14 protein-coding genes and 1 pseudogene are annotated in these 16,212 nt (G+C 50.5%); 6 read left to right on the top strand and 9 right to left on the bottom strand.

The annotated features are described in order from the left end of the window. The first annotated feature begins 3 nt into the window (after positions 1 to 3). Both GEOB_RS17435 and GEOB_RS17430 read left to right on the top strand, forming a co-directional pair. Positions 4 to 2,424 (top strand): ATPase, T2SS/T4P/T4SS family, encoded by a 2,421-nt coding sequence (locus GEOB_RS17435; protein ID WP_012648575.1) that lies wholly within the window; start codon positions 4 to 6, stop codon positions 2,422 to 2,424. A gap of 24 nt (positions 2,425 to 2,448) precedes the next feature. Further along, the gene (locus tag GEOB_RS17430; protein WP_012648574.1) at positions 2,449 to 3,012 is read left to right on the top strand and encodes a response regulator; all 564 of its coding nucleotides are present in this window, start codon (positions 2,449 to 2,451) and stop codon (positions 3,010 to 3,012) included. Positions 3,013 to 3,248: 236 nt separating this feature from the next. Here the strand turns inward: GEOB_RS17430 and GEOB_RS17425 are convergent, their stop codons facing one another. The 8 genes and pseudogenes from GEOB_RS17425 to GEOB_RS17400 all read right to left on the bottom strand — a co-directional run bounded on the left by GEOB_RS17425 (position 3,249) and on the right by GEOB_RS17400 (position 8,420). Beyond that, a complete protein-coding gene (locus tag GEOB_RS17425; protein ID WP_012648573.1) occupies positions 3,249 to 3,935 on the bottom strand; it encodes a cytochrome c biogenesis CcdA family protein in 687 nt (228 codons plus the stop codon). Continuing rightward, positions 3,932 to 4,309 (bottom strand): thioredoxin family protein, encoded by a 378-nt coding sequence (locus GEOB_RS17420; RefSeq protein ID WP_012648572.1) that lies wholly within the window; start codon positions 4,307 to 4,309, stop codon positions 3,932 to 3,934. Before GEOB_RS17420 ends, GEOB_RS17425 begins: the two co-directional genes overlap by 4 nt. Continuing rightward, complete coding sequence (locus GEOB_RS17415) at positions 4,306 to 4,536, bottom strand: thioredoxin family protein (RefSeq protein WP_012648571.1); 231 nt, start codon at positions 4,534 to 4,536, stop codon at positions 4,306 to 4,308. The genes GEOB_RS17420 and GEOB_RS17415 overlap by 4 nt, the downstream gene beginning before the upstream one ends. Continuing rightward, on the bottom strand, positions 4,427 to 5,233 hold the full coding sequence (locus GEOB_RS17410; RefSeq protein WP_268741665.1) for a permease: 807 nt from the start codon (positions 5,231 to 5,233) through the stop codon (positions 4,427 to 4,429). The genes GEOB_RS17415 and GEOB_RS17410 overlap by 110 nt, the downstream gene beginning before the upstream one ends. 52 nt (positions 5,234 to 5,285) lie before the next feature. Further along, positions 5,286 to 5,456 (bottom strand): annotated as a pseudogene (locus tag GEOB_RS20730) (gephyrin-like molybdotransferase Glp); the annotation flags it as partial. Beyond that, positions 5,453 to 5,797: a heterodisulfide reductase-related iron-sulfur binding cluster gene (locus tag GEOB_RS20525; protein ID WP_230198980.1), complete on the bottom strand. Its 345-nt coding sequence runs from the start codon at positions 5,795 to 5,797 to the stop codon at positions 5,453 to 5,455. The pseudogene GEOB_RS20730 and the gene GEOB_RS20525, both read right to left, overlap by 4 nt. After that, on the bottom strand, positions 5,755 to 6,804 hold the full coding sequence (locus GEOB_RS19500; protein ID WP_230198979.1) for a heterodisulfide reductase-related iron-sulfur binding cluster: 1,050 nt from the start codon (positions 6,802 to 6,804) through the stop codon (positions 5,755 to 5,757). The genes GEOB_RS20525 and GEOB_RS19500 overlap by 43 nt, the downstream gene beginning before the upstream one ends. A 236-nt stretch (positions 6,805 to 7,040) precedes the next feature. Then, the gene (locus GEOB_RS17400) at positions 7,041 to 8,420 is read right to left on the bottom strand and encodes a sigma-54-dependent transcriptional regulator (RefSeq protein ID WP_012648570.1); all 1,380 of its coding nucleotides are present in this window, start codon (positions 8,418 to 8,420) and stop codon (positions 7,041 to 7,043) included. Positions 8,421 to 8,534: 114 nt separating this feature from the next. Here GEOB_RS17400 and GEOB_RS17395 point away from each other — a divergent pair, with 114 nt between their 5' ends. The 3 genes from GEOB_RS17395 to GEOB_RS17385 are packed head-to-tail and all read left to right on the top strand — an operon-like array spanning position 8,535 to position 11,185. Beyond that, the gene (locus GEOB_RS17395) at positions 8,535 to 9,806 is read left to right on the top strand and encodes an NfeD family protein (RefSeq protein WP_012648569.1); all 1,272 of its coding nucleotides are present in this window, start codon (positions 8,535 to 8,537) and stop codon (positions 9,804 to 9,806) included. Between the two features lie 49 nt (positions 9,807 to 9,855). After that, positions 9,856 to 10,632 carry a slipin family protein gene (locus tag GEOB_RS17390; RefSeq protein ID WP_012648568.1) on the top strand — a complete coding sequence of 259 codons (777 nt, stop codon included), beginning with the start codon at positions 9,856 to 9,858 and terminating at the stop codon, positions 10,630 to 10,632. 37 nt (positions 10,633 to 10,669) lie between these two features. Next, on the top strand, positions 10,670 to 11,185 hold the full coding sequence (locus tag GEOB_RS17385) for a ferritin (RefSeq protein ID WP_012648567.1): 516 nt from the start codon (positions 10,670 to 10,672) through the stop codon (positions 11,183 to 11,185). A 122-nt stretch (positions 11,186 to 11,307) separates the two neighbouring features. Here GEOB_RS17385 and GEOB_RS17380 read toward each other — a convergent pair whose 3' ends face one another. Beyond that, positions 11,308 to 12,330, bottom strand: a complete 1,023-nt coding sequence (locus tag GEOB_RS17380; RefSeq protein ID WP_012648566.1) for a peptidylprolyl isomerase — start codon at positions 12,328 to 12,330, stop codon at positions 11,308 to 11,310. Positions 12,331 to 12,593: 263 nt separating this feature from the next. Here GEOB_RS17380 and GEOB_RS17375 point away from each other — a divergent pair, with 263 nt between their 5' ends. Next, complete coding sequence (locus GEOB_RS17375) at positions 12,594 to 16,040, top strand: pyruvate carboxylase (RefSeq protein ID WP_012648565.1); 3,447 nt, start codon at positions 12,594 to 12,596, stop codon at positions 16,038 to 16,040. Positions 16,041 to 16,212 lie beyond the last annotated feature (172 nt).

The following is a 16,212-nucleotide window of genomic DNA, read 5'->3' as shown; positions in this document are numbered from 1 at the left end:
ATAATGGCTAAGTATTCCAACCTTTTCCGCAATACTACTAATACCGATGGAATCAATGAGCCCATGGGAGATGTAAGTGTTTCTTCCGGCCAACCTGGAGGTGTAGAAAAATTTACCATTCTTTTTGTGGATGACGAAGATGGTGTGTTGTCTGCAATGCGGCGTATTTTCATGGAAGAAAACTACAACATTCTTACTGCATCGAATGGGGAAAAAGCCCTATCCATGTTTGACGCCGAGCCGATTCATCTGGTTGTGTCGGATCATCGTATGCCAGGTATGACAGGTGCAGAACTTCTGAAAGCTATCAAGGAACTTTCGCCTCAGACAATACGCATCATGTTGACAGGTCATGCGGATGTCAATTCCATAATGGGTGCTGTAAAAGATGGAGCTGTATACAAATTTATTACCAAACCCTGGAATGATGAAGATCTGCGTCTGACGGTAAGCTTAGCTCTCCAGCAGTACACTTTAATTCAGGAGAACAAAAGGCTAAAAGATTTAGCTCGTACTCAACAGCTCAAACTGAAGAACTATAGCAGCCTCTTTGATGAAAACCACGGTATGATGGGAAGCATTTTGGTCAGAAGTGGAGTTATTAAACAGGAAGAGCTTGAAAATGCACTAGAAAATATGGAAAAGGGAGAATTTCTCAGTGAAGCAATAGTCAGATTGAGATATACCAGTGAGGCTAAAATAATAAAGGCTCTGCAGGAAAACCTCAATATTGAGTATGTGGATTTGCGCGAGTATGAAGTTAACCAGACTGCAGCGAGGTTCCTGCCCCGGGATCTTTGTGAAAGAAATCGGATAATTCCCATTAAAATGGATGGCCGTCAGCTGACTATGGCAATGGCGGATCCATCGGATATCTATAAAATAGACAACATTGCTACAATGACAGGGTTGAAGGTAACAGCTTTGTTGAGTGCTAGCACAGAAATTGTTGCACTTTTGAAGAGAATTTACGGTGAAAATAATATTGATGACATTGATGAATGTATAGATATAGAGCCACTTGATGAAATTGACATTGTAATAGAAGAAGATGAAAAAGATGTGAGTATTCAAGAACTGGTAGGCTCGTCTGAGGTTCCGCCGGTTATCCGTATAGTCAATGCCGTCATTTCGGAAGCTATCCGCTTCAGGGCAAGTGATATTCATGTGGAAGCTAAAACAAAGTATACCTTGATTCGGTTCAGAATAGACGGACTCCTTCACAGCAAAATCAAGATACCTGCTGATCTTCATGCTGCAATCATTTCTCGGCTTAAAATTCTTGCCAAAATGGATATATCCGAACGCCGCAAGCCACAGGACGGGCGTATAACAGTTAAAGCCGGCACTCGCATTGTCGACATGCGTGTTTCATCACTACCGACACTAAATGGTGAGAAGATCGTGATGAGGATTCTGGATAAGAGCTCTGCAATCAGGAGCCTCGATGAGCTCGGTGTACTTCAAGATGACCTGAAAAAAATCTCCATGATCGTAAGGAAGCCACAAGGTGTCATTGTTACAACCGGTCCAACTGGTAGCGGCAAAACAACAATGCTTTATTCGATTCTTGCCGCCATGCTTGAGAGCAGCAAAAACTTTGAAACTATCGAAGAACCGGTGGAATATTTCCTTGAGGATGCAAACCAGGTGGCGGTGCGGGATAAGATAGGGCTGACTTTTGCCCAGGTCCTGCGTGCCACCTTGCGCCAGGATCCGGATGTGATCCTGGTGGGAGAGATCCGAGACCACGAGACGGCAGACGTGGCATTCAAGGCATCCCTCACCGGACACATGGTGCTCTCCACCCTCCACACTAATAGTTCTGTAGCGTCCATTACCCGCCTGATCGATATGGGCGTTAAACCATACATTATTGGTTCTGCACTGGAAGGGATAATTGCACAGCGTCTGGTTAGACAAATCTGTCCTCATTGCAAAACGACAGTGTCACCAGATCCCGACATACTTGACCTTCTTCGAGTACCACCTGATTTATTTGCTGACGGTGTCAGTAAAGGTATGGGGTGTGATCAGTGCAATAAGACTGGATATATGTCACGGACGGGCATCTATGAAGTCTTCGTCATGAATGAAGATTTCAGGCATATGATAAGCACAGGGTATCGCGAAACGGAGTTATTCGAGATGGCTCGTGCTGCCGGGATGCGGACATTGGTTGAAGACGGTCTGGAAAAGGTCCGTCTGGGACTTACTACTCTTGAAGAGTTGCTCCGCGTAATAGGGCCACAGCTCGTTTATGAAAGATGCTGCGATAATTGCCATAGAAACTTCGATGCCAAGTTTCTGTTTTGTCCCTATTGTGGTTCATTCCGTCAGAATTTTTGCAAGACATGCAAAATTTCATTAGAGACTAGTTGGTTAAACTGTCCGAATTGCGGCAGTCCTAAAGACGTCTTATAATTCCATATGGTTTGGGAGGTGTGTATGAATCACCATACTAATGTTATGCTGGTGGATGATGAAGCCTATGTTATATCAGCACTTCAACGTGCCCTGATTGATGAAAGCTACGAAACTACAGGGGTGAATAGCGGGGAAGCGGCTTTGCAGCTGATGGAAGGAAAATCATACAAAGTAGTCATTTCCGATGAAAGGATGCCCGGCATGGACGGAGCCACTTTCTTGTCTGTAGTAAAAGAGCGTTATCCGGAGACGGTGCGCATCATGCTCACCGGCCATGCCAGTGTCGATGCCACCATGAAGGCGGTCAACAATGGCGAGATCTACCGCTTTTTCGTCAAGCCATGGGACGAGGTCCAGTTGAAGCTGGCTATTCGCTCTGCCATCGAAAAATACGATCTGGAATCGGAGAACAGGAGACTGCTGCGGGCGGTCAGACAGCAAAGCCAGGAGTTGAAATACCTGGAGCAGCATTATCCGGGAATAACCGAACTCCGCCGGGATGCCAATGGTGCGATCCGCCTTGACGACGATCTGTCCGATGCAGAGTTAGCGGATATCGTCGCCCAATGCACCAGGGGCTACTGAACCCGCCCCGGCCAAGGGGGCATAAACTTCTCAAAAAATGAGACATGAAAAAAGTGCTTTTTGCTATCTATCTACATATCAGCGCGGGTTTCATAGCCAAATCTTGAAAGAAAACATCGAAGGTTGTCTCTTTCGCCAGTGCAGTGGATATATACTGTACCTGCATGAGCAGGCACAGTAAAAATACTTTCCGATGGAACTAAAAACTTCCTCATATGATTCCCCATTCATGGCAGCTAAAAGCCTTGCCAGACAAACCATCCTCCAATAAGGGCGACTACGCCTCCGCTGACCCGCTTGGCCCATGCGGAGAAGTTAACCACCCCCCTCGCCTTGACGAATCCTTCAACAAATCCGGTGCAGGTGCCGGCAAAAAGCATGAGCAGGCAATGTCCGATTGCGTAACAGAAGAGCAGGGCAATGCCATACAACACCTGACCTTTCCCCGCTACCAGAGTAAGCAGTACGACAAGCACCGGCGTAGCGCATGGAGATGAGACAATGCCGAAAAACAGCCCCAGCAGGAATGTGCCGATAATTCCACCGCGCTTTGGCTTGAAGTTGCGTTTGACGGGCAGCCTGATTTCGTAAAAACCCATCATCTGTCCCCCCATCACCAGGGCGATAGTTCCGGCAATCAGATACCAAGGGCCACCCAATGTGCCGAACATCGTTCCCAGAAGCCCGGCAGCAGCACCAAAGGCGGTAAAGGTAAGCGACAGTCCAAGGATGAAGGCCAGGGAATAACGGAAAGCCTTCATGCGGTCGCCATCGCTGTAACCGCCGACGAAGCCGACCACCAGCGGGATGGTCGCCAGCACGCATGGGGAAGCCGATGAGAGAACTCCTGCGAGAAAGACTGCGCCGAAGGCGATGATGGGGTAGAGGGCGATGATTTGCTCGATATTGTCGAGAAAGGTCATTTCAGCCCTGCTGCCTTCAATTCTTTAACGATGTCGGTCCTGTCCATGAAACCCACATGGCGCTTCACTTCTTTCCCCTGGCCATTGAAAAAAATCTGGGTAGGTATCATCTGGACGCGGAACTTACTGGCAGCGGCCTTGTCCTCGTGGACATCAATGAAGAGAACAGAGGCTTTACTCCGATACTCTCTGGATAGTCCTTCAAGGATGGGGGCCATTTTTTTGCACGGAATACAAGTGCGAGCTCCCAGGTCGATGACCGTAGGTTTGCCGGAAGTGAGCGCCTGGCTGATAACTGCGTCAGTAGCGGACGGAATCTCTGCCATAGCGGTAGTGGTTAACAGCAGCATCGCTGCAATCATGAGCAATCTCATGACAGCACCTCCAGAATTTCGGCAACGGATGCCACCTTGCCGGAAAATTTTACCTTACCATCGACTACCAGCGCCGGGGTGCTCATGACGCCGTATTTCATAATCGAAGGAATATCTTCAACCTTTACTACTTCGGCAATTGTCCCGCTTTCTTCCAGTGCCTTCTTTGTATTCTCGTAGAGGGTCTTGCACTTTGCACAGCCGGTTCCCAGCACTTCGACTTTCATCTTTTCCTCCTGTAAATGTTTTTAGAGAAATGGCATTGAACAGATAGCCGACGGCCACTATGGCCGTCGCCACAACTCCAAAGAAGGTGGCGAGGAGTGGCTTCTTCAGCACGTTACTGAGGATTATCGCTTCCGGCAATGATAAGGCGGTCACTGCCATCATGAAGGTCAACACTGTGCCGATCGCCATCCCTTTGGCCGTTAGAGCCTGAACGATGGGAATGACCCCGGCGGCATTGGAATAGAGCGGCACGCCAAGCGCTACGGCCACCGGCACAGCGAAGGGATTGTTCCGTCCAGCCCAACGGGCAAGGAAATACTGGGGTACGTAGCCGTGAATGAAGGCCCCGATGCCGATACCGACTACCACAAACGGCCAGATTTTCTTCAACAGGCCTGCGGTGTACTGGTGGGCGTTAGCAAATCTCTCTGACCAACGCTGTTCGGCAATTTCCGTGTTGCCGACTTGCATCTCCCAGACATAATCCTGAACGTATTTTTCCATCTTCAGTCTGCCGATAATCATCCCGGCAAAGATGGCCACCAGAAGCCCGGTTCCTATGTAGACGAGGGCTACCTTCCAGCCGAACATGCCCCAGAGTATGATAAGAGCCACCTCGTTGACCATGGGCGATGAAATGAGAAACGATAAGGTCACGCCAAGGGGAACGCCCGATTCCACAAAGCCGATGAACAGCGGTACAGAAGCAGCTTAAAGCAAATGCTTCATGTGCTCCCTCCTCAATGGTTGCGTGAGAGAATGCAAAGCCATCCATGGCGGAGTTGTCGGTAGTGGGGATGTCCCAGGGTGCTATATGGTCTTCCGGAGTTACTCTGTTCAGCCCCTGAAACACCTTTTCGGTTTCCAGAGGCGATACATGTACAAGAATGTTCTGTTGTGCTTCGTTGATACTGATCAAGAGATGTTTCCTCCTCGTTCTGCATTTCGATAGGCTCTCGCCAGAATTTCCATAGGGTGAAATACCGGGTAAGGGAGTGCATGATTGAACTGCAATCGACAACTGAGGCAATCGGTGATTATTGCCTGGGGGGCGTGCTGACGAATTTTCAGCATTAGAGGCTTTCCTATGGCCAGTGATTTTTCGTGAAAATGAGTCTTGAAGCCGAAATTGCCCCCCATCCCGCAACAATCCGTCTCCTCCAGCGATTCCAGTCTCAATCCGGGAATGAGTGCCAGCAGGTCCAAGTAGGGGGTACCTATCTTCTGTTCCCGCTGATGGCACGGTGCATAATAAACCATCCGTTCATTGATGGTGTTAAAGAAGGTATCAAGTCTTCCTTCAGCATGGAGGCGTGCCAGATATTCTCCAGCATCACAAAGCGCATCGGACAGCCCGATGCGGGACATGGGATCAAAAGCAGAAAAACAGCCATCATCCTTAAGGATATCCTTGTAGGCAGATTTAATATTCTGAACTGGTTATTGCCGCTACTCGGGTCAGGAACCCTGATCTCGTTTTCTCCAGCACCGATCGATCCTTGATAATCATCTGAAAAATAGGCCCTTTCTTTGAGTAAGACTTTCATGAAGTACCCACAGGTAGGGCAGGAACAGACCAGATTATCCCCTGCCTTGGCGGATTCCAGCAGCGATTCAATGTTTAAACCGGCTCGCTGCAGCGAGCCATCGAAGTCTCCTTCCACCAAATGCGGCATACCACAGCATTGCTGAGGCGGGACATAGACAGTCTCACCATTGCGCTCCAGGACTTCTACGGTTGCCCGTGCGACCTCTGGGAAGAGATAACCCGCGGTGCAGCCCGCAAAATAGGTGACATTACGGCTTCCTGGAAGCCTGTTAGTTAAACCTTTCTTTTTCGCCCACTGAAAAAAATCCGGTTCTGTAACTGTTGGGATCTGCCGTGCAGGATGAGTCCGGGTGACTTTCCGGAGCAACGTGCTCATGGCTTTATTGTTGGTTAACGCCTTGGATAGTCGTGGAAATGTGCCGCATAAGCGGGCCAACCCTGGCACATCAATCATTAGCCGGGTTGAGATGGGAGTGCCTTCCTTCTGCATGTAACCATTCTTGGCCTTGACCAGATCCTCGGGCACCCTGGGGCACGGACAGAGGCCGCAGAGGGTACATAGTTCAACTAGCTCTCGTAGTTCCGCCTCGGTAACCGGTATCTCCTCTTCCTTTTCCCGATCAGAGAGACGATAAAGCTCAGGAAAGAATACACAATCCTTCTCCATAAGCGTGCGGCAGGTGTCGCAGTCGGCGCACAACTCAATAACTTCACGCACTACTTTCTGCGGACTTTTACGTGATGAATCTACCAAATTCGATCCTTAACGACTATTTCTACTCATTGTTGAGGTTTAAGTCCCGCGAGTAGCTCACACACCATTATGTGCTGAGTTTGGTAAGAACTTCGTTGTCTCTGCAAAAGGGGGAGGTGATATTGGGGTAAGAACTTTGATCTGGTAGGAACTTTGTTGTTTAGGTAAAAATTTTGTTGTCTCCGCACAGCAGCAGATGTTTACCCCTCCATCCCCAGTCTCTTCATCTTTTCCACAAGGGTGGTACGGTTCAGCTTGAGCATGTTTGCGGCCCTGGCCTTTACCCCCTTGGACAGGAGCAGGGCATCGCTGATCATTTTTCTTTCGATGTCATTCACAGTTTTCGCCATATCTATACCGTCCTCGGTAACCTTGGTGGACGCTCTTTCCTGCTCTCCATAGGCTCTGGCGATGTTCGGCGGCAGATCGTTCAGGGAGATGTGGTCCCCTTCCGTGAGTGCAACAATCCGTTCAATGACATTTTCCAGTTCCCGCACATTTCCCGGCCATTGATAGAATTCAAGGGCTTCATATGCTTCCTTGTCGATGCTCATGGCCGGGCGTTTCATTTCCCGGCAATTCTTCTCCAGAAAGTGTCTGACAAGCAGGAAAATGTCCTCTGTCCTTTCTCGCAAGGGGGGAATGTTTATGGGGATAACGTTCAACCGGTAATAGAGGTCTTCACGAAAAGTTCCCCGCTTTACTTCCTGCTCCAAATCCACATTGGTTGCGGAAATGACCCTGGCATCAAGCTTTATGGGTTTGTTGGAGCCTACCTTTTCCACTTCCTGCTCCTGCAAAACCCGCAGCAGTTTGGTTTGCAGGTGCATGGGCAGGGTGCCTATTTCATCGAGAAATATAGTTCCATGATTTGCCGCTTCGAACTTGCCGACCTTGTCCTTGATGGCACCGGTGAACGAGCCCCTGGTATGGCCGAAGAGCTCGCTTTCCAGCAGGTTTTCCGGGATGGCTGAACAGTTGATGGCTATGAAGGGCTTATCCCGGCGGGCTCCATTGAAATGGACGGCTTTGGCTACAAGTTCTTTGCCGGTACCCGATTCGCCGAGGATAAGAACAGTCGAATCGGTCTTGATGATCTTTTTCATCCTGGAAAAAACCTGCTGCATCGCTTCGGAACTGCCGATGATGTTGGCAAATTCGTACCGGTCGCGCAGTTGTTCTTTCAGGTAGACGTTTTCGTTGACGAGCCGGTGCTTCTCCACTGCTTTATCGATGATGATACGGAGTTCATCGATGTTGAGTGGCTTGGTGATATAGTCGTAAGCCCCTTCCTTCATGGCCTTGACAGCGGTCTCGGCCGAGGCGTGGCCGGTAATGAGGATGACTTCCGTGTGTGGGGATGTATCTTTTATTTTTTTCAGGATATCGATGCCGCTGATGTCGGGAAGGAACAAATCGGTGATGACGATATCAAAACGCTCGTTCATCATGAGCTTCAGGCCTTCGGCGCCGGAACCGCTCCCCTTTATGGTGAAGCTGTTTCCTTGCAGCAGGAGTAAAAGCGCCTCGCGGCTCGGCCTTTCGTCTTCTATGAGCAGGATTTTCACGCGTTCTTTCATCGGAAGGCTCCCAGATTGTGAAAAACTAACATGTTACCGTCAAATTGGCAAGGCGGGATTTGACGCCGGCAGGTCACAAAGTATACTGTTCCTGATATGAATATGGGAGTGTCAATGCCTCGTTTACTGTTCTTCTGTCTGTTTCTCTTCATCTGTTGCCCCCCTGCCGGGGCCACTGGAGCTGTGGTACGCAAAATTTCCATTAGTGGACCGATAACCCCGGTCGTTGCCGGTTATTTGCAGCGGAATTTGCAGGAGGCGGAAGCAGGCCGCGAAAATCTTATGCTGATTACCATGGATACTCCAGGCGGACTTGATTCTGCCATGCGCGACAGCGTCAAGCTGATCATGTCAAGCACCGTTCCGGTAGTCGTTTACGTGGCTCCCAGTGGTGCTCGCGCAGCTTCCGCCGGCGCGGTGATTGCCCTTGCCGCCGATATTTGTGCCATGGCCCCCGGCACCAATATCGGAGCTGCCCATCCCGTTACCATGGGTGAAAAGCCTGACAAGGTCATGATGGATAAGGTCGTAAATGACGCGGAAGCATACCTGGAGGGTATTGCCGCAAAGCGAGGGAAGAATGTCAAACTTGCAGGGCAGATGGTTCGGGAAAGTCTCTCTTTGTCGGCCGATAAAGCTCTGGATGGGAAAATAATCGACATGATCTCCACCGATCAGGCACAACTTCTGGCTGAACTCCATGGTCTGAGCCTGATCAGGGATGGCAAAAAGCTGGTCATCGAAACGGCCGGCGCTGAAGTCCGGGGACATGAGATGGTTGCCAAGGAAAGAATCCTCAATGTCATCAGTAATCCCAATGTTGCATACGTGCTCATGATGCTCGGCTTTCTCGGCATATTTTTCGAGCTTTCCAATCCGGGCGTCATGCTCCCTGGCATTGTCGGGGGTATTTCTCTTATCCTTGCTTTTTTTGCTTTACAGGCCTTGCCTGTTAATTATGCAGGGGTACTCTTGCTGTTACTGGCCCTGGTGCTGTTCATCGCAGAGATAAAGATCATTTCCCATGGCATGCTGACAGTGGGAGGGGTGATATGTCTGGTTCTGGGCTCTCTTTTCCTTTTCGAAAGCTCTGAACCGTATCTTCGCGTCTCCTGGAGCGTCATTACTGTCACCGTTCTGGCAACCACCGTCTTTTTCGTTTCTGCGGTTGCACTTTCCATTAAGGCCCACCGGAAAAAACCGCTCACCGGCATCGCGGGGCTGATTGGCGAAAGGGGGACGGCAGAGACCGATCTTAACCATGAAGGAAAGGTATTTGTCCATGGGGAATACTGGCAGGCCTCCAGTGACAGCCCTGTCAGGAAAGGGGAGGAGGTTGCCGTGGTGGCGGTGGAGGGCATGCGATTAAAGGTTAAGAAGGCATAAGGCATGCCTGAAGAATAGCTGGGTACTACACATTAAAGGAGCTTTGGACATGTTTGATATTTTCGATTACATACCATTTATTTTCGTGATTGTGCTGCTCATCATGTTTGCCGCCAGCGCCATCAGAGTTCTTCCCGAGTACGAGCGCGGTGTGCTGTTTCGCCTGGGACGTTTTGCCGGGGTGCGGGGGCCGGGCCTTTTCTTCATCATTCCCGGCATAGACAAACTGGTGCGGGTATCTCTGCGAACAGTGGCTTTTGACGTGCCGCCGCAAGATGTCATAACCCATGATAACGTCACGGTCAAGGTTTCGGCTGTTATTTATTTTCGGGTGGTAGCTCCTGAAAAGGCCATTATCGATGTGGAAAATTATTTGTATGCCACCAGCCAGTTGTCACAGACGACGCTGCGCAGCGTGCTGGGCCAGGTGGAACTGGATGAACTGCTGGCAAACCGGGAAAAAATAAACAAGCAGTTGCAGGAAATTCTGGACCGCCATACCGACCCGTGGGGAGTGAAGGTGGCCAATGTGGAGGTCAAGAATATCGACCTGCCCCAGGAAATGCTTCGGGCGATAGCTAAACAGGCTGAGGCGGAAAGGGAGCGAAGGGCTAAAATAATCCATGCCGAGGGTGAACTGCAGGCCTCCGAAAAGCTGGCTGGCGCGGCCAAGGTGCTTGCGGCTGACCCAATGTCCCTGCAACTGCGCTACTTGCAGACTTTAACGGACATAGCGGCAGAAAAAAATTCCACTACCATTTTCCCGGTGCCCATAGACCTGATAAGCATATTTCTCGATAAAATAGGGGATAGACAAAAGTCTTGATACTGCGATTGCAGGATTTATAACAGGAGGAGAATCCATGCTGAACAAAAAAATGTATGCCGCATTGAACAAGCACATGAACATCGAATTATACTCCGCCTACCTCTACCTCTCCATGTCTTCCCATGCCAATTCCATCGGCCTAAAAGGGACTGCCAACTGGTTCATGGTCCAATACCAGGAAGAGATGGTTCATTTCATGAAGTTCTATAACTACATCAACAGCCAGGGGGCATCTATCGGCCTTTCCGCCATGTCTGCTCCTCCAGGCCAGTATAAATCCCTGCTCGACATGTTCGAGCAGACCCTGAAGCATGAGCAGTTCATTACCCGGTGCATTAACGATCTGACCGATCTGGCCCTGAAGGAAAAGGATCATGCCTCCCACATTTTTCTTCAGTGGTTTGTCACCGAACAGATCGAGGAAGAGGAAAATGACCGGGATCTTATCGGCAAACTGAGACTGATAGGTGACAACGGCCATGGGCTGCTCATGCTGGACGGGGAAATGGCAGCCCGGATCTTCGTTCCGCCTCCGGCAACTGCTGCCTGAGGAGGCTATTGAATCAATAAAAAAGCCCGCAGCTGCGGGCTTTTGGCTTTGACTAACCCCTCAATCCTCCTATGAAATAGGGAGGATTGAGGGGGGGAGCAAGGGGTAGGATAGTCATACCTCTAGAGTTTTTCAGTCTTTGCCTTGCTTTTCAACTCTTCAAGATAATCACCGACGCCCTTTTGAATTTTTTGGCTTTTCAGGTAATCAACAATCTTGGTCTTGACCTCGTCAAACTTCACCATGCCGGCTTCTTTCTTTTCTGCCAGCTTGATGATGTGATAACCGAACTGGGTTTCAACCACGTCGCTGACTTCACCCGGTTTAAGGGCAAAAGCGGCGTTTTCGAAGGGGGCGACCATTTGACCTTTGGGGAAGGTGCCAAGGTCACCACCCTGCTTGCTGCTGGGGCATGTTGATTCTGCTTTTGCCAGGGTGGCAAAATCTTCGCCGGCTTTGATCTTTTTCAGAATGCCTTCGGCCTTTTCCCTGGCCTTTTTCTTGTCTTCTTCGCCGGCCTTGGCGTCAACTCCGATGAGTATATGGCTGGCTCTGATGCTTTCGTCCTGTTTGAATTTTTCGGTATTGTCATCATAGAATTTTTTGGCGTCGGCTTCAGCCACATTGATGTTGGAGATGATGTTTTTCTCAATGAATGCAGTGATAACAATATCCTTGCGGGTGAACTCCTTGAGATCCTTCTCGGACATTTCCACTGATTTAAGCGCCTTGTCGAATTCTTCAGGATTGGGAAATTTTGCCCGATTCAGGGCGATTTTTTCCTCTATCTGTTTGTCGATATCCTTGATCTCGGTTTTCTGACCTGCCTGATACATCAATTCCGCGGAGATCAACTGGTCAAGGGCAGCCTCCTCTGCCTGTTTCTGCTGCTCAGGGGGAAGAGCCTGCGGGAGCCTGTTCTGGGCGACGAGCACCTTTACAGCCCGGTCCAGCTCTTTGCGAGTGATGATGGTACCGTTAATCTTTGCCACGGGGTCGGAAGGAGAAACCTTTTTTACCGTTTCCTTGACTTCTTTCTGCTCGGCAGATGCCGCTGTTTTTTGTGGCTCTGCACCAAGTGCTGGCATGGACTGAATTGCAAAAACAGCAAGCGCTGCAACTAAAGATATTTTTTTTGCCGACATCTTTATCTCTCCTTTGGGGAATTTTTGCAGAAATATACCATTAAAGAAGGGTTTGGTAAATATACATCTTTAGAAAAATTAAACTCTTTACATAATATAACAGATGTTTACTATTGACAATAAAATATGATTCTGGTTTTATTGTTACTTCGTTTGGTGTAAGCTAAATATCTAGAAAAACTAAAGAATTTTAGTACCAATAAATATTTATCTATAGTTTATTTGTTTTATTTTCGGTAAAATAGTTAAGTCTGGAGGCACTAATGGCACAACGCAAATTCAGAAAGATTATGGCTGCTAACCGCGGTGAGATAGCCATCAGGATATTTCGCGCCTGCACCGAGCTGGGTATTGGCACTGTAGCGATCTATTCAGAAGAAGACAAGCTGTCTCTGCACCGATACAAGGCTGACGAGGCATATTTGATCGGTAAAGGCAAAAGTCCCATAGACGCCTATCTGGGTATAGACGAAATAATTGCCCTCGCTCTGAAAAGGGATGTGGATGCTATTCATCCCGGTTACGGTTTCCTCTCCGAAAATGCGGAGTTTGCGGAGAAATGCGAAGCTGCAGGAATTACCTTTATCGGTCCCACTGCTGAAATGCAGCGGCGGTTGGGAGACAAGGTAGCTGCCCGCAAGGTTGCCATGGAGGCCGGCGTACCTGTCGTTCCCGGTACCGAAGAGCCTGTGGAGCACGAAGAGGATGCCCTTATCTTCGCCAAGAACTATGGCTATCCCATCATTATCAAGGCTGCTGCCGGTGGTGGTGGCCGGGGGATGCGGGTGGCAAACAACCGCAAGGAACTCATTGAAGGGCTAGCCGCTGCCCGCAGCGAAGCACAGGCTTCCTTTGGCAATCCTGCCGTCTTCCTGGAGCGTTACCTGGAAAATCCCAAACACATCGAGGTCCAGGTTCTCGGTGACAGCCATGGCAATCTGGTGCATTTCTTCGAGAGGGATTGTTCAATCCAGCGCCGTCATCAAAAGGTGGTGGAATTTGCTCCATCCCTTTGCATTACTCCCGAGATGCGTGAGGAGTTATGCAGCGCAGCCCTGAAAATTGCCGGCCATGTGGGGTACCGGAATGCGGGTACGGTGGAGTTCCTGCTGGACCAGGAGGGGAACTTCTATTTTATCGAGATGAACCCGCGCATCCAGGTGGAACACACCGTCACTGAAATGATCACCGGCCGCAACCTGGTGCAGACCCAGATCTTGGTAGCCGAAGGCAAGCCCCTGTCCGACCCGGAAATCAATATCCCCAATCAGGATGCCGTCAAGATGTGGGGATATGCCTTGCAGTGCAGGATTACCACCGAAGATCCCGCCAACAATTTCGCCCCCGATTTCGGCATTCTCAAGGCTTACCGCTCGTCGGCGGGCTTCGGAGTGCGCCTTGACGCCGGCAATGCCTTTACCGGTGCGCAGATCACCCCCCATTACGACTCGCTGCTGGTCAAGGTCAGCGCCTGGGGGCTTACCTTCGATGAAGCTGCCCGCATCATGCACCGTTCCCTGCAAGAGTTCCGTATCCGGGGAGTCAAGACCAATATCTCTTTCCTGGAGAATGTCGTTACCCATCCGGTTTTCCTCAACGGCAAATGCGACACCTCGTTTATCGAAAAGCATCCCGAGCTGCTGCAATTGCGGGAAAAGAAAGACCGCGCCACCAAGGTGCTCAATTTTATCGGCGATGTCATTGTCAACGGCTCCCCGGGCATCATCAAGCCGCTGAAATCTTCGGAGCTCCTGGAGGCAACGGTTCCGGATGTGGATTTCACCAAGCCCAGGCCGGCCGGCACCCGCGACATATTCATGGAGAAGGGGGCTGATGGCCTGGCCAAGTGGATACTGGAGCAGAAGAAGGTCCTCATTACCGACACCACCATGCGCGATGCCCATCAGTCACTGCTGGCCACAAGGGTAAGGACCTATGACCTGTTGAAAATCGCCGAGCCTACCTCCCATCTGGCTGCCGATCTCTTCTCTCTGGAGATGTGGGGGGGGGCTACCTTTGACGTCTCCATGCGTTTCCTCAAGGAGTGCCCATGGCAGCGGCTGCACAAACTGTCGGAGGCCATTCCCAACGTCCTTTTCCAGATGTTGCTCAGGGGGTCCAATGCCGTAGGCTATACCAACTATGCCGATAATGTGGTGGAGCGCTTCGTCGAGGAAGCAGCCCATTCAGGCATAGACATCTTCCGCGTTTTCGACTCCCTCAACTGGACCACCGGCATGAAGGTCGCAATGGAGGCGGTGCGCAAGCAAGGGAAAATCTGCGAAGCTGCCATCTGCTACACCGGTGACATCAATGACCCCAAAAGGGACAAATATCCGCTGGAATATTACGTGGGCATGGCTAAAGAGCTGGAGAAGATGGGCGCCCATATTCTTGCCATCAAGGACATGGCGGGGCTTCTCAAGCCGCTGGCTGCTTCCCGGCTGATCAAAGCCCTTAAATCGGAGGTTGGCATACCGATCCACCTCCATACCCATGATACCTCAGGCAACGGTGGCGCGATGCTCCTCATGGCCTGCCAGGCAGGCGTCGACATCGTGGATGCCGCACTTTCCTCCATCTCCGGTTTGACCTCACAACCCAATCTCAATGCGCTGGTGGCTGCCCTGAAAGGGAGTGAGTGGGATACCGGCCTCAATGAGGAAAACCTGCAGAAGCTTGCCAATTATTGGGAAACGGTGCGGGATTATTATGCCCCCTTTGAATCTGGGTTGAAAAGCGGCACTGCCGAGGTTTATCACCACGAGATACCGGGGGGGCAATATTCAAATTATAAACCCCAGGTGGCTGGTCTGGGGCTGCTCGACCGCTGGGAAGAGTGCAAAGAGATGTACCACCGGGTGAATCTGCTCTTCGGCGATATCGTCAAGGTTACTCCGTCGTCGAAAGTAGTCGGGGACATGGCCATGTTCCTGGTCAAAAACAACATGGATGTTGATGATGTCTATATCAAGGGGGACGATCTTACCTTCCCCGAGTCGGTGGTGGGAATGTTCAAGGGGATGATCGGTCAGCCCTACCAGGGCTTTCCCCGGGAATTGCAGCGCATCATCCTTAAGGGAGAAGAACCGATCACCTGCAGGCCGGGCGAATTGATCGAGCCGGCTGACTTTGACGAGGAGCGGCTCAAGGCTGAGGCAAAAGTGGGCCGCCCGGTTGACGATAAGGGGCTTATATCGTACATTCTTTATCCCCACGTTTTTCCCGAGTTCGACAAGCATCGTCAGGAGTACTCGGATACTTCAGTCATCCCTACGCCGATCTTTTTCTATGGTCTCGAACCGGGCCAGGAGACCGCCATTGATATCGAGCCTGGCAAGACCCTTATCATCAAGCTCAATGCCATCGGTCGTGTTCACCCGGACGGCACCCGCCATATTTTCTTTGAACTGAACGGCGATGCCCGCCAGGTTACAGTGCGCGATCAGACGGCAATAACCGATGAGGTCAGCAGGGAAAAGGCCGATAAAGGGAACAGCCTGCACATTGGGGCGCCTATGCCGGGCAAGGTTCTGAAGGTCAATGTCAAATCGGGCGATGGGGTTTCTGCTGGCGATGTCCTTATGGTGACCGAGGCCATGAAAATGGAGACCAATGTCAAGGCCAAGGAAGACGGCAAAATAGCTCAGGTTAAATTCAAGGAAGGGGACAAAATAGAGAAGGATGACCTGCTGATTGTCTTGGCATAAAAAAGAAGGGGGGCTAACCAGCCGCCCCCCTTGAGTCTGATGAAAAAGCCCCATCTGCGGCGTTGCCCTTATCAATTCGTCGCTGCGGCGTACCGTTAAGTACGCCTCACTTCTCAGGTTTCGGGCGCCTTGCACCTGGGGCTTTTTCATCAGCCTTACATGCCCTTTCTAC

Source organism: Geotalea daltonii FRC-32 (assembly GCF_000022265.1).
Classification (GTDB): domain Bacteria; phylum Desulfobacterota; class Desulfuromonadia; order Geobacterales; family Geobacteraceae; genus Geotalea; species Geotalea daltonii.
Note: the sequence above shows the minus strand (reverse complement) of the source record. Positions and strands in the feature narration are given on the sequence as shown.